Raw genomic sequence first — 24,402 nt, forward strand, 5'->3', positions numbered from 1 at the left:
AAAGTGGCAGGCAGTTTATACGCGCCGGGGCGGGCAATCGACAAAAAATGTCAAAAGGCCCCCGGGGGCTCGGGAAGGGCAGTTTTCTTCAATACCGGGCCAGGACTGCATCGATACAGTCCTGCCCTCGTTCCCCTGCAAGAGAAACACCCATGAGCCTGACCCTGTCCATGGCCGCCTTCGCGCTGGCCGCCTCCATTTCCCCCGGCCCGGTCAACCTGGTCGCCCTCGCCGCCGGCGCGCGCCATGGCCTGCGCCCGGCGCTGCGACATGTCACCGGGGCAACCCTGGGTTTCTGCCTGCTGCTGATGCTGGTCGGCCTCGGCCTGCATGCGGTCATGCTGCGCTGGCCGGGCCTGACCGAAGCGCTGCGCTGGGCCGGGATCCTGTTCCTGCTGTACATGGCCTGGAAACTGGCCGCCGACAACGGCCGCCTGAGCGACGGCGATGCGCACAAGGCTCCGGGCTTTTTCTACGGCGCGCTGATGCAGTGGCTCAACCCCAAGGCCTGGCTGGCCTGCGTCGCCGGGGTCGGGGCCTTCGTTGGCGAGGGCGAAACCGCGCTACTGTGGCGCTTCACCCTGATCTACCTGGTGATCTGCTACCTGTCGGTGGGCTGCTGGGCCTGGGCCGGCACGGTGATCCGCCGCCATCTCGAAGAGCCGCGACGCATGCGCCTGTTCAATCGCGCCCTGGCTGCGCTGCTGGCCGCCAGCGCCGGCTACCTGCTACTGGGCTGAGCGGTAATGCCCGGGGGTCGCCGCCAGGTGCTGCTTGAACGCCCGTTGCAGATGGGCCTGATCGGCGAAACCGGCCTCATGGGCGACCTCGGCGATCAACCGGCCGCGGCGCAACTGCGCGCGGGCATAGCGCACCCGCTGATCGAGCAGGTAACCGTGGGGCGTCAGGCCGAAGTGTTGCTTGAAGGCGCGGATCAGGTAGGACGTCGATAAACCCGCCGCGACGCCGATATCCTCAAGTTTGAGCGGTTCGGTGCAGTGTCGGCGGATGTAGTCCGCCGCCCGCTGCAAGCGCTCGCTGCCCTGCCCCGCGGTCTGCGGAGCCACTTCGATCTGCTCGCGCAACTGGCCGAAAAAGACTTCGGCGGCAAGGCGTTTGTCGTCGCTGGCGCAACCGCTGTCGGTCAGGCGCTGATACAGCGCCAGCAAGGCGCGATACAGCCCCGGCGAGGTGCTCAGGGTCTGCGCCAGCGGCTCGAAACCCTGCGCCCGCAGCCACGGCATATCGACGTAGAGCATCAGGTAGGACCAGGGCTGGTCGGCGATCGGGTTGCAGGCATGCACCACCCCCGGGTTCATCATCACCACGGTGCCGGCGTCCACCTCGTGCCAGCGTTGTCCGTCGAAGTAGGTGCTGCGCCCGGCAGTGATCGCACCGATGGAAAAGCCCTCGTGGGAATGTCGCGAATAACAGACCTTGCGTCCGTCGGCGACACCCCGGGCCTCGATGAACCCCAGCGCCGGATCGCGCCAGAAAGTCGAACCAGTGTTCATCGATAATTCTCCCGGGGTTGTGCGGAAACGATGACGAGCCTATCACCCACCGGGAGCCGCTGCCAGTCGCTGGTCGCTGGGCAGATCGCGGTCGAGCACGGGCTGGAGCAAGGCCATCAGGTCCTGGTACAGGGCCAGCGGTGCAGCGTTGCGGCTACGGTCGAACAACGCCAGCAACCGAGCGCCGACGCTGCCCTCGACCAGCGGCTCGTAGCGCGCCGCCAGGTACAGGGTCTCGAACAGCGAATGGTAGCCATTGCGCAGCCAGAAGGCGCTGTTGGCCAACTGGAAACGCCAGTAGTCCGGCAGCGTCGGCAGGCCGTCGAAAAGCTGGGGCAGGTCGCGGCACAAGGCTTCGGTGGTGACGCTGATACCGCCGATGAAAGGCGCGTCCAGGTCGTCCATGTAGGCCGTGGCCGGATGCTGCGGATCGGGGGCCCATTGATGGGCGCCACGGTACTTGTCCTCGGCGATCAGCCAGCGATTGTCGCCACCCGCCAGCCACTGCGGGCGGGCATTGAGGATCAGCCAGGGATCGGGACGGGACAGCGCATTGCCCGCACGCAACGAATGCGCATGGACTTCGCCATGGCCGCCACCGAGCTGACCGGCGCGGATCCACAACACCTGGAACAGCACCTGCCGACGCAGGCTGCGGGGTGCTTCGTGCTCGGCGAGCAGCCACTTGAGCAAGCGCAGATCACGGGCGCGATGGGGCATCGGCTCCAGTTCGTCAGCCCGGAGTTGCGCTGCCTGGGCCAAGGTAGCCTGCAGGTAGGGATCATCCAGCAGCTTCTGCACGCCACCAAGCGCGCGCAGGCGCAAAGCCATGTCCGAAAGCAGCGTATCGAGCGCCGGCCATTGCCAGATACGCTCGGCGAACGCCCGCTCCCACCGCACCTTGCCCAAGGCATTGCCCTGGCCGTCGCGCTGGCTGTCCCGGGGCCTGTCCGGCACCGCCAGCAAGGCCCCCGGCGTGAGGTGATTGCGGTCCAGCAAGCGTTGCCAGTGAGCCAGGAACAGCGTGCGCTCGCGCGGGCTGTTGAGCCACGGACAGCCCCCTTCGCCCTGCTCGCGCAAGGCTTCCAATTGCGCGAAAAACGCCGACTCATGTGTCCAGACCCGCTGCACTTCGCTGGCACACAGATGCCGGCTGCCCTGCCCGTCCACCACGGCGAACGGCGTTGCCGCCAGGTACTTGCCGGCATGGGGCAGTTCCAGCAGGCACAGGTGCTCGCCAAAGCCGAGGCTGCGCTCCAGCTCGCGGATACTGACGAAGCGGCCGTCGCGGTCCGGGTCGTAGTGGCTGCTGGCGTAGCTGTCCAGGGTGATGGTCTGGAAACTGTCGAGGTCGGCGTAGCGATTGAGCAAATCGTCCAGGCGTCGCGGCAGGTCAACCTGGCGCACCTTGCCCAGCGCATTGGGTTCGTCGAAGGCCTCGATGCCGATCTGGTTGCACACCTTGCGATCGACATTGATCACCCGCAACCGCGAGCCGTCCTCCATCACCCGCACCAGGAACCCGTCGCGCAAGGTGTGCTCGGAGACCAGCCACTGGCCCAGGAAGTCTTCGACGAAGGCGCTGCGCACCAGCACCGAGCGGATCGGCGCGAAGGTCGGCGAACGGCCCGGCTCGTGCTTGAGGCGATAATGCTGCTGCCAGGCCAGGGAGCGGGCCGCGGTGCCGAAGGAGAAGTTCATCAGGCTGCGGGTCCCGGTCACCAGCCGGCCGTGCTCGAGGTGCAGGTCCTTGTAGCGTCCGTCGAAGCTCGGATCGACCAGCGCTACGTTCATCCGCACATGGCCGGGGCGTTCCTCCATCAGCAGCAACGACAGGTTGACCGGTAGCCCGTCGGAAGCCGGCGGTATCTCCTCGAAGGTCACCGGCTTGCCCTCGAGCAGCGCCCGGTAGCGCCCGGCAACCGCCTGCCAGCCTTGCTGGCGGGCGAATGGTGTGACCCGACGCGTGCCACCTTCAGCGTCGATCTTGCGTTGCAACAGGTCGATCATCCGTTGCAGGCGTTGCAGCAGACCGGCGCAGGGATTGCGCAGACCGTCTCCCGCCCGGATCAGGCGCAACGCCTTGCGCCAGGCGCCTTCGAAGCCGTGCATGGCGGCCTGCTGGCGGCTGTAGAGGTGGATATCGCGATCCAGCGCCTGACGGTAAGGGCTCTCGCTGTCGAGTGCTTCGCGCTGGCGACGCAGCAACGCCAGGTGCTCGTCGATAGTCTGCGGATTGTCTTCCAGGCTGAAATGCTGCGCCGCCAGCACGCTCAGGGTGGTGCGCTGGATCTCCAGCAGGCGCGCATCGACCTCGGCGAGGTAGTCGGCACGCTCACCGGGATCGAGGTGAAACCAGGGGCTGCGTTTCGGCGCGGTGGCGATGCGCTGGTCGATCAGGGTATTGAGCAGGCGGGAGTAATCCCGCGAGGGCTGGAGCATGGCGGTCATCCTTGAGGGCCGGGTGGAATCGCGATGCTAGTCGCGGTCCCGGCCCAAGGGCGCCGGCAAGGCCTACCCGGCGTCGTGCACCACCACCAGCAGTTGCGCCGGCCCGTCGCCCAGGGAACGCAGGCGGTGCGGGGTTTGCGCGTTGAAATACAGGGCGTCGCCCCGTTCGAGAATGACCCGCTCGTTCATGAAGTCCACCTCGACCTGTCCTTCATGGACAAACAGGAACTCCTCGCCAAGGTGCTCCTTGAAAGTGGAGTCGCTGAAGTCCATCGGCGGATTGATCAGGAACGGCAACAGGCTGCGCTGGCCGATCTGGTTGGCCAGTACGGCATACCCCGCTCCCCCGGCCAGCGACTGGCGCTCGCCACTGCGTACCAGGCTGTAGCGCGTCGGGTTCGGTGCATCCTCGGCGAACAACTCCTCGACATTCACATTCAGCGCGCGCGCCAGCTTCAGCGCAGCGGCAATCGATGGCGTATTCAGACCGCGTTCGACCTTGGACAGGTAGCTCTTGGTCATCCCGGAATTCTCGGCCAGCACCTCAAGGGTGATGCCAAGTTTTTTTCTCAGCAATTTCAAACGGATAGACATGCGCTACGGTGTTTTCCGGTCAGTGAGGAAACTTTTCACTTGCTCATGACACTTTGTGTCATATAGCCTTGTTTGTGTCACAGGACAAACCGCCCCGTTCGTTTTCCAGGCAACCGGGGCGGGCTTCACTCACTTCACCGAGGAGCACTCGATGACCGACACAATGACACTGTCCAAGGACCAGCTGGTCCGGCAGGCACTGGCGCGGATGCAAGGTTCGCTTGCGGATAATACGTGGACTGTCAGGGAAAAGCTGGCCCTGACCTGCCGCATTCTGTTTGACCGGGGTCATGATTCCGGCCTGGCCGGGCAGATCAGCGCCCGTGGCCCGCAACCGGGGACCTTCTACACCCAGCGACTGGGCCTGGGTTTCGACGAGATCAGCGCCAGCAACCTGCTGCTGGTCAACGAGGACCTGGAGGTGCTCGAAGGCGATGGCATGGCCAACCCGGCCAACCGCTTCCACAGCTGGCTGTACCGCGCCCGCCCGGACGTCAACTGCATCATCCACACCCACCCGACCCATGTCGCGGCGCTGTCGATGCTCGAGGTGCCGCTGCAGGTTTCGCATATGGACGTCTGCCCGCTGTACGACGACTGCGCGTTCCTCGAAGCCTGGCCGGGGGTGCCGGTGGGCAACGAGGAAGGCGAGATCATCGCTGCGGCCCTGGGCGACAAACGTGCGATCCTGCTCACCCACCATGGCCAGCTCTCCACCGGCGCCGATATCGAACAGGCCTGCGTTACCGCCAACCTGATCGAACGGGCAGCGCAACTGCAACTGCTGGCGATGTCCGCCGGGACCATCAAGCCCATCGACCCGGCCCTGGGCCGCGAAGCCCACGACTGGATCGACCGGCCCAAGCGCCACGGCGCTGCCTTCAACTATTTCGCCCGGCAAAGCCTGCGCAAGCACGCCGACTGCCTGAACTGACCTTTGCTGGAGCACAGACCATGAGCAACCTCTTCCACGGCATCATCGGCTACACCGTCACCCCTTTCAGCGGCAACGATGGCGAGCACCTCGACCTCGCCGCCCTGGGCCAGTCCATCGACCGCCTGATCGACGGCGGCGTACAGGTCATCGCACCGCTGGGCAGCACCGGCGAAGGCGCCTACCTGAGCGACCGTGAATGGAGCCAGGTGGCCGAATTCAGCCTGTCGCATATCGCCAAGCGGGTGCCGACCATCGTCAGCGTCTCCGACCTGACCACCGCCAACGCCATCCGTCGCGCACGTTTTGCCGAAGAACAGGGCGCCGATGCGGTGATGGTGCTGCCCGCCGCCTACTGGAAGCTGAGCGAGGCGGAAATCCTCCGGCACTACCAGCGCATCGGCGACAGCATCGGCATCCCGATCATGCTCTACAACAACCCGGCCACCAGCGGCACCGACATGTCGGTGCAGTTGATTCTGCGCATCGTCAAGGCGGTGGAGAACGTGACCATGGTCAAGGAGAGCACCGGCGACATCCAGCGCATGCATGCCCTGCAGCAACTGGGTGAAGGCCAGGTGCCGTTCTACAACGGCTGCAACCCGCTGGCCCTGGAAGCCTTCGTGGCCGGGGCGACGGGCTGGTGCACGGCGGCGGCCAACCTGATTCCGGTGCTCAACCAGCAGCTTTATCGCGCGGTGACCGGCAACGACCTGGAGCGGGCGCGGGAGCTGTTCTACCGGCAGTTGCCATTGCTCGAGTTCATTCTCAAGGGTGGGCTGCCGGCGACAGTGAAAGCTGGCTTGAAGCTGACCGGGATCGATTGCGGCGTGCCGCGGGCGCCGGTGTTCCCGCTGGATGAGGTTGGGCGGGAGAAGTTGCAAGGCTTGATCCAGCAACTGGGTTGATACGACCGGCCTCATCGCCGAACCCTGTGGGAGCTGGCTTGCCAGCGATGAGGCCATCAGCATCACCAGAGATTTGTGCTCCAGCAGCAAAAATCTTGTGCCCCACTCCCCATTTTTCCTCTGCGCCCGCCTCGGGATACTACCCTCATCCCACCCCACTCGATGAGGACATCCCATGACACGTTCCACGACACTTCCCCTGCTCGGCCTCGGCACTTTCCGCCTCAAGGACCAGGTGGTCATCGACTCGGTGAGCCAGGCCCTGGCGCTGGACTACCGGGCCATCGACACGGCGCAGATCTACGGCAACGAGGCTGAAGTCGGCCAGGCCATCGCCGCCAGCGGCGTGCCCCGCGACCAGCTCTACCTGACCAGCAAGATCTGGACCGAGAACCTCGGTGCCGACCGCCTGATCCCCAGCCTCAAGGAAAGCCTGAACAAGCTGCGCACCGACCATCTGGACCTGACCCTGATCCACTGGCCTTCGCCAAATGGCGCCGTCCCGGTCAGCGAATTCATGGGTGCACTGATGGAGGCCAGGGCCCAGGGCCTGACCCGGGAAATCGGTGTGTCCAACTTCACCATCGACCTGCTGCGCCAGGCCATTGCCGTGACCGGCCCGGGCCAGATCGCCACCAACCAGATCGAACTGCACCCGTACCTGCAGAACCGCCGCCTGGTGGACTTCATGCACGCCCGGAAGATCGCCGTGACCTCCTACATGACCCTCGGCTACGGCAAGGTCCTGCAGGATCCAGTGATCCAGGCAATCGCCGCGCAGCACAACGCCACCCCGGCGCAGGTCACCCTGGCCTGGGCCATGCAACTGGGCTACGCGGTGATCCCGTCGTCGACCAGGCGCGAAAACCTGGCCGGCAATCTCAAGGCCGTCGACCTGCGCCTGAGCGAAGCGGACATGGCCCGCATCGCCGCGCTGGACAGCGGCCTGCGCATCACCGACCCGGCGGGGCTGGCACCGCAGTGGGACTGAGTCAGCCCTGGTCGGAGCACTCCTCTGCCAGCTTCAGGTAGTGCAATTGATGCTGCTGGCCGTGGGAGTCGAGGTAGGTCATGGTCGCCTTGACCACTTGGCACTGGTGGTCGCTCGACGGCTCGCGCAGGTCGAGGACCCTGGCGACATCCAGAGGCATGCCGTAGTGGTATTGCGGGATGCCGTCCTGGGTGGCATGGGCGGCACCCGGCAGCAACAGGACGAGAGGCAAGAGCAAACGCAATTTCATGGCGGAACTCCTTCGTAAAAGGTAGGCACCGAGCTGCGATCACATCACCTTTGAGTGTGGATTCACCTGGTTGACTCCGTAGTTCGGGCGGATCAACGGCAGTCCGATCGGTTAATCTGACGAACTGCTTCCTCGCCCCGGAATCCTGCTTCATGGAACTGCATATCACCCTGCACGGCCGCAAGCACCTGGCCGACCAGCTTTACCGGCAATTGCGCGACGCTATCGACAGCGGCCGCCTCGCCGCCGGCAGCCAGTTGCCGCCGACCCGGCTGCTGGCGGAGCAGCTCGGGGTGTCGCGCAAGACCGTGGCCGAGGCCTATTCGCGGCTGACCAGTGACAACCTGCTCAGCGGCCAGGTCGGACGCGGAACCTTCATCACCCCGCAGCCGCTGGCGCAAGCGCCCAGCGCCCGTGATACCCCGCTGGCCAGCGCCGACACCCTCGCCCGCTGGCGTGCCCGTGGCATCCCCTTGGGCCGCCCCGCCCTCGCCCAGCCCTCGCGCTACGACTTCGTCGGCGGCGCTTCCAGCAAGGTGCATTTCCCTTTCGATGCCTGGCGCCAATGCGCGCAACACGCCCTGCGCCAATGCCAGCGTACCGACACCCGCTACAGCCATGCCCAGGGCCTGCCGGAGTTGCGCGAAGCCATCGCCCGGCATATCGCCTTCGCCCGCGGCGTGCGCTGCACGGCGGCGGATGTGCAGGTGAGCAATGGCGCCCAGCAAGCGCTGGACCTGATCGCCCGGGTGCTGATCGAACCGGGCTGCACGGTGGCCATGGAAGACCCCGGCTACCCGCCGGCCCGGCACCTGTTCGAAGCCCTCGGCGCGCGGATCCGCCATGTGCCGGTGGATGCGCAGGGGATTCGCGTTGACCTGATCGAGGATGGCACGCGGTTGATCTATGTAACGCCTTCCCACCAGTTTCCCCTGGGCATGCCCATGAGCCTGGAGCGTCGCCACGCCCTGCTGGCCCGTGCCGCGCAGCTGGGCGCGGTGATCATCGAGGACGACTACGACAGCGAGTTCCGCTACGCCGCCCGCCCCACCGACGCCCTGCAAAGCCTCGACGAACATGGCCTGGTGGCCTATGTCGGGACCTTCTCCAAGACCGTGCTGCCGGAGCTGCGCCTGGGCTATGCGATCCTGCCGCCCGCCTTGCAGGAGCCGGTGCGCATCGCCAAGCAGTTGAGCGACTGGCATACCTCGACCCTGAGCCAGTGGACGCTGGCGCGGTTTATCAGCGAGGGCCATCTGCTCAAGCACATTCGCCGCTGCCACGCGCTGTACGCCGCGCGGCGCGAGCGCATCCTGCAACGCCTGGCGGGAGACCTGAGCCCGTGGTTCGAAGCGGTGCCGACCAGCGCCGGCTACCACCTCAGCGCACTGGCCAGGGGCGAGCTGGATGTGGAGTTCGTCATCGCCCTGGCGCGCAAGGTGGAGGTGGGGTTGTACTCGCTGGCGCCGTTCTACAGCGAAGTGACGCCCAAACCCGGCCTGCTCCTGGGTTTCGGCGCCATCGAGCTGCTGGATATCGACCCGGCGCTGGACCGCCTGCGCGATACCTTGCAGTCCCTCAGCTGACTGCCCGGGCCGGTTCGGCGCGATCGGCCATCGCCGTGCCGTAGCCCTTCGGCGCAAAGCGCCCGGTGACCAGCAGCATCAGCACCACGGTCACCATCAGCAAGGTCCAGGACGCCTGGAAATCCCCGCTGATATCCCGCAGCCAGCCGGTCAGGTAGGGCACCAGCCCGGTGATGATGAAGCCGATGCCCTGGACGAAGGCCGCCAGGCCGCCGGCATGGCGCGGGTCCTTGAGGTGTTCGAGGGTCAGGGTCAGGCTCAGGCTGAAGCAGGCACCCAGGCCGAAGCCGATCAGGCCCACCCACAGGCCGGGGGACAAGGCCGGGTCCAGCAGCAGGCCGGCGAAACCGATCAACTGCGAGGTCAGCGCCAGCCACAATCCGGGACGCCGGTCGGCCATCCCGCGTAGCAACAGCGGCAGCCCCAGGGCGCCGACCACCTGGAAGATGGTCATCACCCCTACCAGCTCGCCACCGGCCCGGGCACTGCCGCCGACTTGCTGATAGTAGGCCGGCAGCCAGGCCACCATGCTGGTGTAGCCGCCGTTGATCAGGCCGAAATACACCGCCAGCAGCCAGGCCCGGCGATTGCCGAAGAAGTGCCCGCCGCCGCTGCCGCCACGCCCGGCGGCGGCTTCCAGCTTCGGCCCCACCAGCCCAAGCAGCAGCAGGGCGAACAACACTGGCAACAGCCACACCCCCAACCCCGCCTGCCAGTGACCGAAGTGCTCGGCAACCCGGGGCCCGAGCACCGCCGCCACCCCGCCGCCACTCATCAGCGCCGCCGAATACACGCCCATGGCCAGCGCCAGGCGACGGGAAAACCAGCGATTGACCAGCCCTGGCATCAGCGCCTGGACGAAGGCCACGCCCAGTCCGGCGAGTACCGCACTGGCGATCAGTGCCGTACCGCTACCCAGCAACAGGCGCCACAGGCAGGCCAGACCGATGGCGCCCAGGCCCAGCAGCAAACCGCCCTGCTCGCTCAGCCAGCGCCGCAGCCAGGGCTGCAAAAGCGGCACCAGGCCCATGCACAGCACCGGCAAGGCGGTCAGCAACGCCGCCTGCTGATAGCCGATACCGGTCCCGGCGCGAATATCCTCCAGCAACGGCCCGATGCTGGTCAGGATCGGCCGCAGGTTGACCGTCACCGCGATCACCAGCGCCATCAGCGCGGCACCGCGCCAGCGCGAATCAGCCGGGATCATGTCGGCCGCACCTGCTGCCACTGGGCATACAGCCCCTCTTCACCGACCGGTTTAAACGGACGCAGCGGCAGCGACTGCTGCTGCGGCGGCCGGGTCATCTGTTCGTACACCGCCGCAGTGGACAAGCCGTAAGGCTCGCCTTCGGCATTGTCATAAGCGAACCACGCCCGCTCGATCCCGCACAGGTGCATCGCCGCCAGGCACATCGGGCACGGGTGGCCGCTGGCGTAGATCTCGCAGCCGTCCAGGCGCGGGCGACCCAGCACCCGGCTGGCCTGGCGAATCGCCTGCAGCTCGGCATGAGTGGTGGGATCGTTGCTGCTGTGGATCTCGTTGACCGCCCGGGCGATCACCTGGCCCTGATGGACCAGCACCGCGCCAAAGGGCCGGCCGCCGGCCCGGATGTTGTCCCGGGCCAGGGCCACGGCTTCACGCATGAAGGCTTCGTTAGCCATCTCGACTCCTCGCTGACGAATGAAGGGCGATTATCCCGGGCGGCGGGTGTAGCATGAAATTAATTGATTTCATGCATACCAGTGGATTTACGCATGCTTGACCCGCTCCTGCTCCGCGCCTTCGTCACCGTGGTCGAAACCGGCAACTTCACCCGTGCCGGCGAGCGCCTGCATTTGACCCAATCCACTGTCAGCCAGCAGATCATCCGCCTGGAGCAAAGCCTGGGCGCGCGCCTGCTGGATCGCAGCCAGCGCCAGGTCTGGCCCACCGAGGCCGGCGAGCGCCTGCTCGGTTATGCCCGGCGCATCCTGCGCCTGGAAGAGGAAGCGCGGCAGGCACTGACGCCGGCAAAGACCGAAACAGCCCTGCGCCTGGGAGCGCCGGAGGACCTTGCCGGGGAACTGCTGACCGAGGCGTTGCGCGGCTTTATCGGCGAGCGCCCGCACCTGCGCCTGGAAGTGGAAAGCGGGCTGAGCAACCCGCTGCTGCACCTGTATCGCAATGGCGAGCTGGATATCCTGCTGGTCAAGCAATGGGGCGCGGACCGGGATGCCCATGCGAGCTGGCCGGAGCCGTTGTCGTGGGTATGCAGCGCGCGGGGCATGGTGGCCGATGATCCGTTGCCGCTGGTGGTGTTTCCGGTGGGGGCGCTGTATCGGCAGGAGATGATCCATGCCCTGGAAAGCAGCGGGCGGCCGTGGCGGATCAGCTATTCCAGCACCAGCCTGGCCGGGCTAGGGGCGGCGGTGAGTGCCGGGTTGGGGGTGAGCCTGGTGCCGAGTCGCTGTGTGCTGGAGGGGCATCGGGTGCTGGGGGTGGAGGATGGTTTTCCGCCGGTCGAGGGGCTGGCGCTGGCCCTGTATGCCAGGGCCGGGCTGGATGAGGATGGGGTGGCGTTGCGGGGGTTGCTAGAAACCCTATGTACAACGCGATCAAGGTAGGAGCGTGGCTTGCCCGCGAAGGAGTGCGAAGCGCTCCCAAAATGGTGCTGACTGCGAGAATCTGGGACCGCTCCGCAGTCCTTCGCGGGCAAGCCACGCTCCTACACAGGGCTATACCAACCGGTAAACCGCGATCTGAACCTGCTCCGTCGATGGATAGGTAACCCGTCCGATAAAGCACTCCTCCCGCAACCACCCCAGCCGCCCCTCGGCCACCTGGAACCGCGGTGAACAGCTACAACGATAGCGCTCCTCTGCCAACGGCCACTGCCCCTCGGCCTCCAGCCGCTTGCCTTCCTCATCCAGCACCAGCAAGCCGAGGTTATGGATATTGATCCGCTCCCCCCGATCGCTGAGCAGGCTGTAGCGGGCATCCAGCTCTCCTACCCCGTCAGGCCGCAGCAGATACTGGTCGGCCCCACCGGGCAGGACCCAGCCGACCAGGCCCGGCCCTTCGAAATCTCCTCCCAGGATCGGATAGTTGGTCCGCGCTCCATCCACGCAACGGCCCAGTTCCTCTCCCGGGCCAATCCGCACGCGCAAGGTCATCACCCACGTCAGTCCGTTCATTCAGCGATTGCTCTTGATGGTGGTCCAGGTCCGGGTGCGCACGCGCTCCACCGCATTGGGCAGCGGTTCCAGGGCGAATAGCGTGCTGCGCGCCGGCTCCGGGATGTACATGTTCGGGTCGTTGCGGATCACCTGGTCGACCAGGGCGGTGGCGTCCTTGTTCGGGTTGGGGTAGCCGATTTTATTGCTGATCTGCGCAATGACCTCAGGCCGCAGGATGTAGTCGATAAAGGCATGGGCCTCCTTGGCGTGGGGCGCATTGACCGGGATCGCCATCACATCCGCCCACATCGGCGCGCCTTCCTTCGGCAAGGCCATGGCCACCTTCACGCCCTTGCCCGCCGCATTGGCCAGGGTCCGCGCCAGGGCGATGCCGCCCGACCAGCCCACCGCCGCGCAGATATCGCCATTGGCCAGGTCCATGCCGTAGCGTGACGAGTTGAAGTAGCTGATGTTCGGCCGGGCCTGGAGCATCAGGGCCTGGGCTTTCTTGTAGTCGGCGGGGTTTTCGCTGTTGGGGTTCAGGCCCTGGTAATGCAGGGCGATGGGCAGGATCTCCCCGGCGGCATCGAGGAAGCCCACGCCGCAGCCGGCCAGGCGCGAGAGGTTTTCCGGCTTGAAGATCAGATCCCAGGTGTCCAGCTTTGCGTCCGGCCCAAGGGCTTCACGCACCTTGTCGACGTTGTAGCCGATCAGCGTGGTGCCCCACAGGTAGGGCACGGTATAGCGGTTGCCGCTGTCGCCCACCGCTTCCAGGCTGGTCATGAAGGCCGGATCCAGGTGGCTCCAGTTGGGCAGTTGCGCCCGGTCCAGCGGCTGTACTGCGCCGGCCTGGATCAGCTTGCCGATATTGGAGGTGCCGGGGAACACCACGTCGTAACCGGAGTTGCCGGTGAGCAGCTTGGATTCCAGGGTCTCGACGCTGTCAAACACGTCGTAGACCGGGCGGATGCCGGTGTCGCGCTCGAAGTCCTTGAGGATCTCCGGGGGCAGGTATTCGATCCAGTTGTAGATGCGCACTTCGGGTTGGGCAATGCAGAGGGTGCTGGCGAGCAGGGAAGCAGCGGCCAGGGCGCTACGCGAGAAAAGCTTGGACATTACAGAAACTCCATCATTTGCTGATTCGACGCGGACCCTGTGGGAGCTGGCTTGCCAGCGATTGCTGTAGTGAATTCACCATCGCAATCGCTGGCAAGCCAGCTCCCACAGGGTTTGCGGTGCTCTTTTGGTCAGTAGCGGTAGGTGAAATAGGCTTCTACAGCACTGAATCGCTGGTCATCACCAAACACCTGGCGCGCCGCTGACCTGGCACTGACCCAGTTGTACGAAAGCGAGGTATACAGCCGCGGTGTCGGCGTCCAGTCCAGATAGATCACCGTCTCGTCGGCAAACCGCCGGCTGTCCACCGGCATGCCCTGGTAGTTCTTTTCATCGAGCCAGAACTGGTAGTGGATAGTGCCCAGGCTGAGGGTTTCACTGAGCCGGGTCTTGAGCGAGAACTGCTGGACATTCTCGTTGCTGTTGAACAGCAGGTAGTTGCCGGTGATATCCCCGACCAGCCAGGTACTCCAGTCGATAAAGCCCTTGCTCAGGGCATCCCAGTTCTTCTGGCGCTTGTCGCCAAGGTCGTCGTCGCCGGAGAAGTGCGCGTAGCGATAGCCCAGCACCGGGCTCAGCGGCAGATCCTCGAAGGCATAGTCGGCCTGGGCGTACCAGGCGTTGGCGTCGTAATCCACCCCATCGCCGCTGCCGCGCTGCACGGCATATTCGGCATTCAGGGTCAGGGCCGGCACACCCGGTACCTTGCCGTGCAGGGCCCGCAGGTTGTAGACCTGCATGCCGTCGCGCGCCGCTCGGGCCGTGCGGTTGCTGGCCAGGGCATCGACCTGCATGGCCATGGCGCCCAGGGTCACCTGGCCGTCGAGGTCGTAGTCGAGGTTGATGCCGTTGAGGCGGTAGTCGCCCAGGTGATTGTCGGTGCGCAGGCTGAAGCCCTGGACCTGCAACGGCCCGCCGTCCCAGGCGAGCAAGGCGGAATCGCGAAACGCCGTGCGCGGGCCCAGCCAATAGGCGCCATCGCCGAACATGTCGAGATTGCCATCCATCACGATAAAACCGTTGCCCACCAGGTAGTTCTGGCGCCCGGCGGTGAACTTCAGGCTCCCCGCACGAAACCCGGCCCAGGCCTCCTCCACCGTGGCGCGGCCGTCGGCGCTGTTGCTGTAGCCGCCCGGATCGCCATCGCCGAAGGTAGTCGCCGCTACCATGGAACCGCCTGCAAGCAGGCTGAAATCCGGATTCAGTCGATAGTCCAGGGTGATCCCCGGCTTGAGGTAGAACTCCTGCCAGTCGGCGCTTTCACCCGTGTTGCGGCCGCTGCGCAGGTCCGTGCGCCCGGCACCGAAATTGACATTGCGCGCGCTGAGCGTGGCGCCGCCGGCACTGAGTGTCAGCTCGCCCTTGAGGTCCCCTTCTTCGAAAACGTAGCCGGCCAGCGCCACCTGACTGGCCGACGCCAGGCCGAACGCCAGCGCCACGCCGGCATAACGCGCAGTGCGATGCATATGAAGCTCCTGTGCATTTGTTGTTGTATTACAGGGCAGTGGAAGCAGCGCAGAACGCCGCCAATCTCCGGCACGCCAGAGGCGGACGCCGGGTCAGCGGCATCCGCAGTTTCTAGTAATCAGCCGCGCAGACCCGCCGCGATGGCCCGCAGCATGCGCACGCTGTCGGCATCCTGTTCGTCCACCGCTTCCGGCAGCGAGGACTGCTTGACCATCACCGTGCGCGACGGCACGTCGATGAACAGGTACTGGCCGTGGATTCCGCCGGCCATCAAGGCCTGGCTGTGGTCGTTGAACACGTACCACTGGCTGCGGTAGGAAGCGCCGGGGGTCCAGTGGGAGAAATCGGCGTTGTTGGCATAGATCGCCGGATCGGCGCCGCCGAGGATGCGGGCGATGGCGTCGGCGGCGATCAACTGTTCGCCATCCTGTTGCCCGCCATCCAGCAGCAACTGGCCGAAGCGCGCCATGTCCCGGGCCGTCGCGCTGAAGCCGGCTCCGGCCACGCCACGACCCCAGGGATCGGCCATGAAATAACCATCGCGCTCGCAACCGAGGGCGCTCCACACCTGCTCCAGCAACGTGCTGCAGGCTTCGCCGCCGGCGCGCTCCATCACCCAGGCCAGGGCTTCGGTGGTGGCGGTGACGTAATGGAAGAAACCGCCATGCTCGCCGCGTTTGCGCAGGGACGGCAGGTACTGGTACAGCGACTCGAACTGCCGGTACGCCTCGGGCGCCGGCTGGAAACCGCAGGCGTAGCCGTATTGCGAACTCTCCGAGGCGGGATCGTCGTAGACCTCGCTGTAGGCGATGCCCACGGCCATATCGAACAGTTGCCGCACCGTGGCGTCGCCGAAGGCGCTGCCTTCGAGTTCGGGTACGTAGTGGCGGGCGAGGGCCTGCGGATCCAGCTTGCCGAGGGAGACCAGATGCTCGCCCAGGGTGCCGATCAGCGACTTGGTCACCGAGAACATGATGTGCCGGTCATGGGGCTGCTGGCCGTTGAAGTAGCGCTCGTACACCACCTTGCCCTCCTGCAGGACCAGGAAGGCATCGGTGTTGCTGGCCTCCAGGTGCCCGGCAACGCTCACCGAGGGGCCACCGACGCTGTCGAAACTCCACTGCTCCAGTGCCTGCGGGGCACTTTCGAATTCACGTACCGCCCTGCCCCCGGCAGGTACATCGATGCTGGGCCGCAACCGCGCCAGGTTGCGAAAACTCCAGCGATTGAACGGCGGACGCATCCAGTTGGCCCAGGTGACGCGCTGGTCTTGCGGTGCGGGGAAGCCCTGCATCAGCGGGGCGGTGGGGACGATAAGGCTCATGGGTCGATCCTGAGAAATGACTCTGCGTCGGAGCAGATGCCATTAAAGAATTAACCCTGTAAAAACCTTTAGTCAATAAAATATTTTACCGATACAAGCCTGAGAGGTATTCTCTGCCCACCGATGCAAAGCCAGGGAGCCAGCGTGAGCGGACTGCGGGAACTTCAGAAGGAAAAGCGCCGACAGGCGATCGCCGACGCGGCCATCGCCCTGTTCCAGAGCCAGGGCTTCGAGGCCACCACGGTGGAGCAGATCGCCCGGGAGGCCGGGGTGTCGGCGCCGACGGTATTCAAGTACTTCAACAGCAAGCAGGAAATCCTCCTGGAGATGATCCGCGAGGCGGACAGCCACGCGCTGCTGGACTTGCGGGAGCAGATCGGCCGTTTCGAGGACCCGGTGGATGCACTGTGTCATCTGGAGTCGCTGCTGATCGGCTACTCGCTGGAGGTGCTGCCGGCGCCGCTGTGGCGCGAGCTGCTGCCGCTGATCCTGAGCAACGAGCGCGAGGGACTGCCGCAGGCGTACCGGGAGATGAATGCGGCGTTGCAGGGGCAGATCGCCCAGGTGCTGGTGGACCTGCGGGACCAGGGCAAGCTGCGCGCGGACCTGGACGTGGAGCTGACGGCGTTTCTGCTCAATGACTACTCGCACCTGCAATTGCTGCGGCTGGTGAGTTCGGCGGAACCGGATCGGGAGGCGCATGCGCGGCAGGTGCGGTTGACAACCCGCCTGGTATTCGAGGGGATGCGGCCGGTCTGATGGACGACCAGCCGACAACAGGCCCGCATCAACTGCCATCGCGTAAATCGTCGAGCGGTTCAAGGCTCCAGTAGCCGACACATAACCCTGTGGGAGCAAGCCAGCTTCCACAGGTCGGTATCGAACGCTCGACAGTGCTCAGCGCACCAGGCACGGCCGCTTGTTATCGAAGGTCCATCCCTGCACCAGGTACTGCATCGCCACCGCATCATCCCGGGCACCCAGGCCCATGTTGCGGTAGGTCTCATGGGCCTGCATCAGCGCATCCCAATCCAGCTCGATCCCCAGCCCAGGCTTGGCCGGCACCTGCACCAGCCCGCCTTCGATCTTCAACGGCTCGCGGGTCAGGCGCTGGCCGTCCTGCCAGATCCAGTGGGTGTCGATGGCCGTGACATTGCCCGGCGCCGCCGCCGCGACATGGGTGAACATCGCCAGGGAAATATCGAAGTGGTTGTTGGAGTGCGAGCCCCAGGTCAGCCCCCAGTCATTGCACATCTGCGCCACCCGTACCGAACCCTGCATGGTCCAGAAATGCGGGTCCGCCAGCGGGATATCCACCGACTGCAACTGGATCGCATGGCCCATCTGCCGCCAGTCGGTGGCGATCATGTTGGTCGCGGTGCGCAGGCCGGTGGCACGGCGGAACTCGGCCATCACTTCACGGCCGCTGTAGCCGTTCTCGGCACCGCACGGGTCTTCGGCATAGGCCAGCACTTGATGCTGGTCCCGGCACAGGGCGATGGCTTCCTTGAGTGACCAGGCACCATTCGGGTCAAGGGTGATACGCGCCTCGGGGAAACGCTCGGCCAGGGCCGTGACCGCTTCGATCTCCTCTGCGCCACGCAGCACGCCGCCCTTGAGCTTGAAGTCCTTGAAGCCATAGCGCTCGTAGGCGGCCTCGGCCAGGCGCACCACACGCTCCGGGGTCAGGGCTTCTTCATTGCGCACGCGGAACCAGGCGTTGTCGGCATCGGCTTCGCTGCGGTACGGCAGGTCGGTGCGCTGGCGGTCACCGACGTAGAACAGGTAGCCAAGCATCTCCACGGCATCGCGTTGCTGCCCTTCCCCCAGCAGCGCCGCGACCGGCACTTCAAGATGCTGGCCAAGCAGGTCGAGCAGCGCGGACTCCAGCGCGGTGACGGCGTGCACGGTAATGCGCAGGTCGAAGGTCTGCAGGCCCCGGCCACCAGAATCGCGATCGGCAAAGGCGTGGCGCACCTTGTTCAGCAGGCCCTGGTAGTTGCCGATGGACTGGCCGATGAGTAGCTCGCGGGCATCCTCGAGGGTCTTGCGGATGGATTCGCCACCCGGCACCTCGCCGACGCCGGTGCGCCCGGCGTTGTCCTTGAGGATCAGCACGTTGCGGGTGAAGTACGGGCCATGGGCGCCGCTGAGGTTGAGCAGCATGCTGTCGTGGCCGGCCACCGGCACCACCTGCAGTTCGGTGATCAGCGGTGTGCCCTGGGCAGCCTGGGTCATTGCGTTCATTGGCATTTCCTTGTGGTCTTGTTGTAGGCGGAGTTCAACGGGAGGTCGCGACGGCGTCAGGCGCCGGGGTGGATTCGGGCAGGCCATGCAGTTCGATACGCTTGATATCACCGACCACGAACAGGTAGCTGATGGCAGCGATCAGGGCGTTGATGCCAATGAACACCAGGGCCATCTTGAAAGAGCCGGTGGCGGCGATGATGTAGCCGATGACGATGGGCGTGGAGATGGAGGACAGGTTGCCGATGGTGTTGAACAGCCCGCCCGCCAGCCCGGCGATCTGCTTGGGCGAGGTGTCCGACACCACCGCCCAGCCCAGGGCGCCGACGCCCTTGCCGAAGAACGCCAGGGCCATGAAGGCCACCACGATCCAGTCGGCTTCGACGTAGTTGCACACGATCATCGACATGGACAGGACCATGCCCAGCACGATCGGCGTCTTGCGCGCCACGCTCAGAGAGTTGCCGCGGCGCAGCAGCCAGTCGGAGAACACCCCGCCGAGAATGCCGCCGAGGAAACCGCAGATCGCCGGCAACGAAGCGATGATCCCGGCCTTGAGGATGGTCATGCCGCGTTCCTGCACCAGGTACACCGGGAACCAGGTGAGGAAAAAATACGTCAGCGAGTTGATGCAGAACTGCCCCAGGTAGACCCCGGCCATCATGCGGTTACTGAGCAGTTGGCGGATATACGCCCATTTCGGGCCTGCGCGGCGCGCCTGTTTCTGCTCATCGAGATCGACCAGCCCACCGTTGTCGGCGATGTACTGCACCTCGGCGGCGTTGGCCAGCGGGTGCTTGCGCGGGCTGTGGATGACCTTGAGCCAGACCAGCGAGAACAGCATGCCAAGCACGCCCATCATGATGAACACATGCTCCCAGCCGAAGCGATAGACGATCCAGCCCATCAGCGGCGCGAACAGCGCGGTGGCGAAGTACTGCGCGGAGTTGAACACCGCCGAGGCCGTGCCGCGTTCCTTGGTCGGGAACCAGGAGGCGACGATTCGCGAATTGCCGGGGAACGACGGCGCTTCCGCCAGCCCCACCGACAGGCGCAGCAGCACCAGCAGGACCACCGCCGTGCTGGCGCCGAACTCGCCGACGTAGCCCTGCAGGAAGGTGAAGAACGACCAGGTGAAGATGCTCGCCGCGTAGACCCGCTTCGAGCCGAAGCGGTCGAGCAGCCAGCCGCCGGGGATCTGCCCGAGCACGTAGGCCCAGCCGAAGGCGGAGAAGATGTAGCCGAGGGTGATGGCGTCGACGCCGAGCTCTTTCTGGATGCTCGAGCCGGCAATGGAAATGGTCGCGCGGTCGGCGAAGTTGATCGTCGTGACCAGGAACAGCATCAGCAGAATCAGGTAGCGGACGCGGGTCGGCTTGGCAGCCGGTTGGGCCTGTTGCATGGGTAACGCTCCCACGGATTTATTGTTGTGCGGGTAGTCGGGTTGCTCGCCGTGGACGTATGTCGTCGTACAACGATAACGTTATCATGATATGGATAACGTTATCATTCAAGCACCAGGAAAGGCTTTTTGTCGGACAAGCGGATTTTCAGGTGCTGGCGCGTTCGATCAGGCGGAATCCGGTATCGTGCCGTTCCACTGCCTTGCCGCCGGCCAGGCGACGCAGCAGGGCCTCGGCCACGGTGCGGCCCATGGCGGCGGAATTGACGCTGATGGTGGACAGCGCCGGATGGGCGTGCTGGCTGTCGACGGTGTCGCCGAAGCCGAGCACGGCGATGTCTTCGGGGACGCGCAGGCCTTGTGCGGCGGCCTCTGCGAGGACACCGAGGGCCACGCTGTCGGAGCTGCAGAAGACCAGTTGCGGGCGTGGATCACGTTGCAGCAGGCCGCGCAGCCCTTCCCTGCCGACCGACCAGGTGGACGGTAGGGGCAGCACTTCGACCGGTACATCGTCGATACCGAGTTCGGTCAGGCGCCGGGTCATGCCGTCGCAGCGGCGGATGCCGCGAGGGTCGTCGACGGTGATCACGGCGAAGCGCTGGTAGCCTTTGGCATGGAAATGCTCGGCAACCAGTTGTCCTACCTCTTCATGAGAGAAACCGACCTGCATGTCCAGGGCGTGCTCGCTCAGGTCCCAGGCCTCGACCACCGGAATGCCCGCCGAAGCCAGGCGCGCGCGGCTGCCGTCGGTGTGCAGGGTGCCGGTCAGCACGATGGCGTCCGGGCGACGCCCCAGGATCGCCTCCAGCAGCGCCTCTTCCTTCTCCGGCGAATAGCCGGTCGGGCCGAGCAGCGAGTGATAACCCGCCTCGGTCAGGCGCTCCATGACCGACTGGACCAGGGTGGCGAAGATCGAATTGGCCAGGGTTGGCAGGAGGATCGCCACCAGGCGGCTCTTGCTGGAGGCCAGACTGCCGGCCAGCAGATTCGGCACGTAGCCCATCTCGCGGACCACTTCCAGCACCCGTTCGCGAGTGGCTTCGCTGACCCGCTCCGGACGGTGCAGGGCTCGCGAAACCGTGATCGGCGAAACGCCTGCCACCCGGGCTACGTCGATGACGGTGACCGGGATCTCGCCTTGTTCGGCGAGGGCCAGTTCTCTTCTGGATTTTCGTGCCACGGGGGTCTTCCGGCGCTGGTGATTGCTGGGGGGCGAGCTTAGCAAAAACGACGGGGAGGCTGGCAGGGGCAAAGAGGTTGTCTGGTCCGGCCTCATCGCTGGCAAGCCAGCTCCCACAGGGTCCGCGTGCGCCGCCGAACCTGTGGGAGCTGGCTTGCCAGCGATGAGGCCGGCAGGGCCAACAATCAGCCTTGGGATTGCAGGTGAATCCCAAGCCCCTCCTCCCCCGGCGCCAGCTCGGGCCTGAGGGTCAACTCGGGAATCAGATAATCCCCGCCATTCTGCCGGCGGAACGCAATCGGCGCATCACTCCACAACCCGTCCAGCCGTTGCTCAAGTTCCCCGCAAGCCGCCGCAAACCCAGCCTCATCGACCCGACTGGTGCGATGCAGCACATACGGCGGCAGCACCTCGAACCCCGGATAGAACAGGATCCCGTGCTGGATCGGAAACAGAATCGCCTCCATCGGCCCATTGATCCCCCGCGGCGCATAATGAGATTCCCAGCCCCCGGTACTGACCATCAACATCGCCCGCTTGCCGCTCATGCTGCCCTCGCCATAGCGGTCGCCCCAATGCGTATCGGAATGCTCGCCCACCCCGTAGGCAAACCCATAGGCATAGACCCGATCGACCCAGCCCTTGAGGATCGCCGGCAAACCGAACCACCACAGCGGGAACTGCAGGATCACCGCATCGGCCCAGCGCAGCTTGTCCTGCTCCAGGGCGATATCGGCGCTCTGGGTACCGGCGGCGTAGGCCTGGCGGGAATCCTCCGAAGCCCGGAAACGCACGCCCGGCTGACCTTCGGTATTGTCGTCGGCATCGATCTGCGCCTTGAAATTCATCGCGTAAAGGTCCGAAACCTGCACGCTATGGCCCTGGCGCTGCAAGTGCGCGACCGCATGGTCCTTGAGCGCGCCGTTAAGTGAGCATGGTTCGGGGTGGGCATAGACAATCAGTACATTCATGGTAAGGCTCCACAAGGTGATGGAGCGCATCATGGCGAGCGACACGGTATAGTTGAAATGAATATCCAATATGCCAGGTATTGCCATGCATGATGCCTTGCGGCGCCTCGACCTCAACCTGCTGGTAACCCTCGACGCCCTGCTCACCGAGCTCAATGTGACCCGCGCCGCGGAGCGCCTGCATCTGGCGCAACCAACGGTGAGCGTGCAACTGGGCCGGCTGCGCGACCTGCTCGACGATCCGCTGCTGCTCCCTGGCCCGCGCGGCATGCGCCCCACGGCGCGGGCCGAAGCGCTACGTGCGCCGTTGCGCCAGGCACTGGAGGCATTACACCTGGCGGTCGCCCCGGCGCAGCCCTTCGATCCCGCCACTGCCACGCACACCTGGCGGGTGGCAGCCACCGACTATGGCGCCTCGACCATCCTCCTTCCCGCCCTCGCCGGCATTCGTGCCGCCGCACCGGCGACCCGCATCGCCGTGCTCGATCTGCAGCCGTCCGCCATGGTGCGCCTGGCCGAGAACGGCGAGATCGACATGGCCTTCCATATCGCCGAAGCGGCACCGGCCGAGCTGCGCCAGCGTTCGCTGTTCGTCGAGCGTTATGTGCTGGTGGGCCGGGTCGATCATCCGAAACTCAAGCGCAAGCCGACGCTGAAGCAGTTCTGTGCCTTGGAGCAGGTGATCGTCTCGCCGGATGGCGGCGGCTTCCACGGGCCGACCGATGCAGCGCTGGCGGAGCAGGGTTTGAGTCGGAAGGTGGTGCTGTCGGTACCGCATTTCATGTTGCTGGCGGCGGTGCTGGCCGGGTCGGACCTGGTGGCGATGGTGCCGCAGCGGCTGGTGCTGGCGGACCCGCGCTTGAAGGTGATGGAGGCACCGCTGGCGGTGCGCGGCTTCGAGATGCTGATGCTGTGGCCGGAGCGGGTGCATCGGGATCCGGGACATCGGTGGTTGCGGCAGATGATCGTTAACAGCTTGGGAAGCTGATGCCGACTGTGTCTGCGTCGAGCTTGATTTCCGCTGGCGATCCAATAGGGTGGAGGCCTTTGAAACTGCCAAGGACGCATCCTTTCATGGACCTCCACACCCGCCTGCACAACCGCCGCTTCACCGTCGCCGCCAATGCCAGCGGGCTCTCCGGCAGCGGCACAGTGTTCCACTACCTGCTCGACGGCGACGGTATTTCCAGCACCTACCAGGGTGGCCGGATTCGCGTCGGCAACCAGGTCGGCCGGGTGACCGGGCCGGACAGTATCGAGTTGCTGTTCCAGTGCCTGACCAATGACGGCGAGATGCTTGCCGGGTGGTCGCGGGGGACGGTGGGCGTGGATGAAGCCGGGCGGACGACCCTGGCCTTTGTCTGGGGCTGGCTGTCGGGGGCCAGTGGGGGTGGTGAGTCGAGCTATGTGGAACTGGTTGAATAATGAGTTGCTGCTTATGGCCCTATCGCTGGCAAGCCAGCTCCCACAGGGTTCAGCAGCGCTGCGGACACTGTGGGAGCTGGCTTGCCAGCGATAGGGCCAGCAGCAACACCATCAGATACTGCGAGTCACCCCACCATCCACCTTCAGATTCTGCCCGGTGATATACCCGGCACCCTCGCTAGCCAGAAACGCAATGGTCGCCGCAATCTCCTCACTGGTCCCATAGCGCTTCAGCGGCACACTGTCACGACGCTGATCGGTCGACGGCAGGCTGTCGATCCAGCCCGGCAGCACATTGTTCATCCGCACATTATCGCCGGCATAGGTATCGGCAAAGATCTTGGTAAACGCCGCCAGCCCGGCGCGGAACACCGCCGAAGTCGGGAACAGATCGATCGGCTCGAAGGCCCAGGCCGAGGAGATATTGATCACCACCCCACCCTTCTGCCGCTGCATGATTGGCGCCACCAGGCGGGTCGGGCGGATGACGTTGAGCAGGTAGGTGTCCATGCCCTTGTGCCAGTCCTCGTCGCTGATCTCGAGGATCTGCGCCCGAGGCCCGTGGCCGGCGCTGTTGACCAGCACATCGACCCGGCCCCACTGCTCCATCACGGCGTCCACCAGGCGTTGCAGGTCTTCCACCGACTGGTTGCTGCCGGTCACCCCGACCCCGCCCAGCTCCTTGGCCAGCGCCTCGCCCTTGCCGGACGACGACAGGATCCCGACCTTGTACCCATCGGCCGCCAGCCGCCGCGCGGTGGCCGCGCCCATGCCGCTGCCGGCGGCGGTGATGATCGCTACTTTTTCGACTGCCATGTTGCCTCCTGGGGTTCGGACTCTGGATGTTTCGAGTCCCTACACCCTAGCAGCCGGTTCACAGGCCAGG

General features: G+C 65.4%; 24 protein-coding genes. 9 read left to right on the plus strand and 15 right to left on the minus strand.

The features are described 5' to 3' along the window. Window positions 1–152 precede the first annotated feature (152 nt). Window positions 153–740, plus strand: a complete 588-nt coding sequence (locus tag PSEMO_RS11400; RefSeq protein ID WP_075803174.1) for a LysE family translocator — start codon at window positions 153–155, stop codon at window positions 738–740. On the opposite strand, the gene PSEMO_RS11405 is transcribed toward PSEMO_RS11400, so the two are convergent. From PSEMO_RS11405 to PSEMO_RS11415, 3 genes are all read right to left on the minus strand, one after another. Further along, window positions 729–1,514 carry an AraC family transcriptional regulator gene (locus tag PSEMO_RS11405; protein WP_075803175.1) on the minus strand — a complete coding sequence of 262 codons (786 nt, stop codon included), beginning with the start codon at window positions 1,512–1,514 and terminating at the stop codon, window positions 729–731. The genes PSEMO_RS11400 and PSEMO_RS11405 overlap by 12 nt on opposite strands. A gap of 42 nt (window positions 1,515–1,556) precedes the next feature. Continuing rightward, entirely contained in the window at window positions 1,557–3,956 is a 2,400-nt protein-coding gene (locus PSEMO_RS11410) for a hypothetical protein (RefSeq protein WP_075803176.1), read from the minus strand. Between the two features lie 72 nt (window positions 3,957–4,028). Continuing rightward, the gene (locus PSEMO_RS11415) at window positions 4,029–4,559 is read right to left on the minus strand and encodes a helix-turn-helix domain-containing protein (protein WP_075803177.1); all 531 of its coding nucleotides are present in this window, start codon (window positions 4,557–4,559) and stop codon (window positions 4,029–4,031) included. 151 nt (window positions 4,560–4,710) lie between these two features. Between PSEMO_RS11415 and PSEMO_RS11420 the strand changes: the two genes are divergently transcribed. The 3 genes from PSEMO_RS11420 to dkgB all read left to right on the plus strand — a co-directional run bounded on the left by PSEMO_RS11420 (window position 4,711) and on the right by dkgB (window position 7,392). After that, complete coding sequence (locus tag PSEMO_RS11420) at window positions 4,711–5,493, plus strand: aldolase (RefSeq protein ID WP_075803178.1); 783 nt, start codon at window positions 4,711–4,713, stop codon at window positions 5,491–5,493. A gap of 20 nt (window positions 5,494–5,513) precedes the next feature. Then, entirely contained in the window at window positions 5,514–6,401 is an 888-nt protein-coding gene (locus PSEMO_RS11425) for a dihydrodipicolinate synthase family protein (protein WP_075803179.1), read from the plus strand. A 175-nt stretch (window positions 6,402–6,576) separates the two neighbouring features. Further along, window positions 6,577–7,392 (plus strand): 2,5-didehydrogluconate reductase DkgB, encoded by an 816-nt coding sequence (dkgB, locus tag PSEMO_RS11430; protein ID WP_075803180.1) that lies wholly within the window; start codon window positions 6,577–6,579, stop codon window positions 7,390–7,392. 1 nt (window position 7,393) lies between these two features. Here dkgB and PSEMO_RS11435 read toward each other — a convergent pair whose 3' ends face one another. Then, on the minus strand, window positions 7,394–7,642 hold the full coding sequence (locus PSEMO_RS11435) for a DUF2790 domain-containing protein (RefSeq protein ID WP_075803181.1): 249 nt from the start codon (window positions 7,640–7,642) through the stop codon (window positions 7,394–7,396). Between the two features lie 152 nt (window positions 7,643–7,794). Between PSEMO_RS11435 and pdxR the strand changes: the two genes are divergently transcribed. Then, window positions 7,795–9,228: a MocR-like pyridoxine biosynthesis transcription factor PdxR gene (gene pdxR / locus PSEMO_RS11440; RefSeq protein WP_075803182.1), complete on the plus strand. Its 1,434-nt coding sequence runs from the start codon at window positions 7,795–7,797 to the stop codon at window positions 9,226–9,228. Here the strand turns inward: pdxR and PSEMO_RS11445 are convergent. Together PSEMO_RS11445 and PSEMO_RS11450 are read right to left on the minus strand one after the other, a co-directional pair. Further along, complete coding sequence (locus tag PSEMO_RS11445; protein WP_075803183.1) at window positions 9,221–10,435, minus strand: CynX/NimT family MFS transporter; 1,215 nt, start codon at window positions 10,433–10,435, stop codon at window positions 9,221–9,223. The two genes, pdxR and PSEMO_RS11445, sit on opposite strands and share 8 nt — an antisense overlap. Then, on the minus strand, window positions 10,432–10,890 hold the full coding sequence (locus PSEMO_RS11450; protein WP_075803184.1) for a nucleoside deaminase: 459 nt from the start codon (window positions 10,888–10,890) through the stop codon (window positions 10,432–10,434). The genes PSEMO_RS11445 and PSEMO_RS11450 overlap by 4 nt, the downstream gene beginning before the upstream one ends. A gap of 93 nt (window positions 10,891–10,983) precedes the next feature. Here PSEMO_RS11450 and PSEMO_RS11455 point away from each other — a divergent pair, with 93 nt between their 5' ends. Next, window positions 10,984–11,832 (plus strand): LysR substrate-binding domain-containing protein, encoded by an 849-nt coding sequence (locus PSEMO_RS11455; RefSeq protein WP_075803185.1) that lies wholly within the window; start codon window positions 10,984–10,986, stop codon window positions 11,830–11,832. Window positions 11,833–11,943: 111 nt separating this feature from the next. Here PSEMO_RS11455 and PSEMO_RS11460 read toward each other — a convergent pair whose 3' ends face one another. From PSEMO_RS11460 to PSEMO_RS11475, 4 genes are all read right to left on the minus strand, one after another. Further along, entirely contained in the window at window positions 11,944–12,402 is a 459-nt protein-coding gene (locus PSEMO_RS11460) for a DUF3237 domain-containing protein (protein ID WP_075803186.1), read from the minus strand. Next, the gene (locus tag PSEMO_RS11465; RefSeq protein ID WP_075803187.1) at window positions 12,403–13,500 is read right to left on the minus strand and encodes a polyamine ABC transporter substrate-binding protein; all 1,098 of its coding nucleotides are present in this window, start codon (window positions 13,498–13,500) and stop codon (window positions 12,403–12,405) included. It lies immediately after the preceding gene. Between the two features lie 131 nt (window positions 13,501–13,631). Continuing rightward, window positions 13,632–14,966, minus strand: a complete 1,335-nt coding sequence (locus PSEMO_RS11470; RefSeq protein WP_075803188.1) for a hypothetical protein — start codon at window positions 14,964–14,966, stop codon at window positions 13,632–13,634. 119 nt (window positions 14,967–15,085) lie between these two features. Then, on the minus strand, window positions 15,086–16,291 hold the full coding sequence (locus PSEMO_RS11475; protein WP_075803189.1) for a serine hydrolase domain-containing protein: 1,206 nt from the start codon (window positions 16,289–16,291) through the stop codon (window positions 15,086–15,088). 144 nt (window positions 16,292–16,435) lie between these two features. Here PSEMO_RS11475 and PSEMO_RS11480 point away from each other — a divergent pair, with 144 nt between their 5' ends. Beyond that, complete coding sequence (locus PSEMO_RS11480) at window positions 16,436–17,050, plus strand: TetR/AcrR family transcriptional regulator (protein ID WP_075803190.1); 615 nt, start codon at window positions 16,436–16,438, stop codon at window positions 17,048–17,050. Between the two features lie 138 nt (window positions 17,051–17,188). Here the strand turns inward: PSEMO_RS11480 and gudD are convergent, their stop codons facing one another. The 4 genes from gudD to PSEMO_RS11500 form a co-directional block, all read right to left on the minus strand. After that, window positions 17,189–18,538 carry a glucarate dehydratase gene (gene gudD / locus PSEMO_RS11485; protein ID WP_075803191.1) on the minus strand — a complete coding sequence of 450 codons (1,350 nt, stop codon included), beginning with the start codon at window positions 18,536–18,538 and terminating at the stop codon, window positions 17,189–17,191. Between the two features lie 34 nt (window positions 18,539–18,572). Then, the gene (locus PSEMO_RS11490; RefSeq protein WP_075803192.1) at window positions 18,573–19,940 is read right to left on the minus strand and encodes an MFS transporter; all 1,368 of its coding nucleotides are present in this window, start codon (window positions 19,938–19,940) and stop codon (window positions 18,573–18,575) included. 148 nt (window positions 19,941–20,088) lie between these two features. Next, the gene (locus tag PSEMO_RS11495) at window positions 20,089–21,120 is read right to left on the minus strand and encodes a LacI family DNA-binding transcriptional regulator (RefSeq protein WP_075803193.1); all 1,032 of its coding nucleotides are present in this window, start codon (window positions 21,118–21,120) and stop codon (window positions 20,089–20,091) included. Window positions 21,121–21,305: 185 nt separating this feature from the next. After that, the gene (locus tag PSEMO_RS11500; protein ID WP_075803208.1) at window positions 21,306–22,091 is read right to left on the minus strand and encodes an NAD(P)H-dependent oxidoreductase; all 786 of its coding nucleotides are present in this window, start codon (window positions 22,089–22,091) and stop codon (window positions 21,306–21,308) included. 85 nt (window positions 22,092–22,176) lie between these two features. Between PSEMO_RS11500 and PSEMO_RS11505 the strand changes: the two genes are divergently transcribed. After that, entirely contained in the window at window positions 22,177–23,079 is a 903-nt protein-coding gene (locus PSEMO_RS11505; protein WP_075803209.1) for a LysR family transcriptional regulator, read from the plus strand. Window positions 23,080–23,165: 86 nt separating this feature from the next. Then, window positions 23,166–23,516 carry a hypothetical protein gene (locus PSEMO_RS11510; RefSeq protein ID WP_075803194.1) on the plus strand — a complete coding sequence of 117 codons (351 nt, stop codon included), beginning with the start codon at window positions 23,166–23,168 and terminating at the stop codon, window positions 23,514–23,516. Window positions 23,517–23,627: 111 nt separating this feature from the next. Here the strand turns inward: PSEMO_RS11510 and PSEMO_RS11515 are convergent, their stop codons facing one another. Further along, window positions 23,628–24,332 carry an SDR family oxidoreductase gene (locus tag PSEMO_RS11515; protein WP_075803195.1) on the minus strand — a complete coding sequence of 235 codons (705 nt, stop codon included), beginning with the start codon at window positions 24,330–24,332 and terminating at the stop codon, window positions 23,628–23,630. Between the last annotated feature and the right edge of the window lie 70 nt (window positions 24,333–24,402).

Origin of the sequence: Pseudomonas putida (genome assembly GCF_001941965.1) — a bacterium.
GTDB lineage: Bacteria > Pseudomonadota > Gammaproteobacteria > Pseudomonadales > Pseudomonadaceae > Aquipseudomonas > Aquipseudomonas putida_L.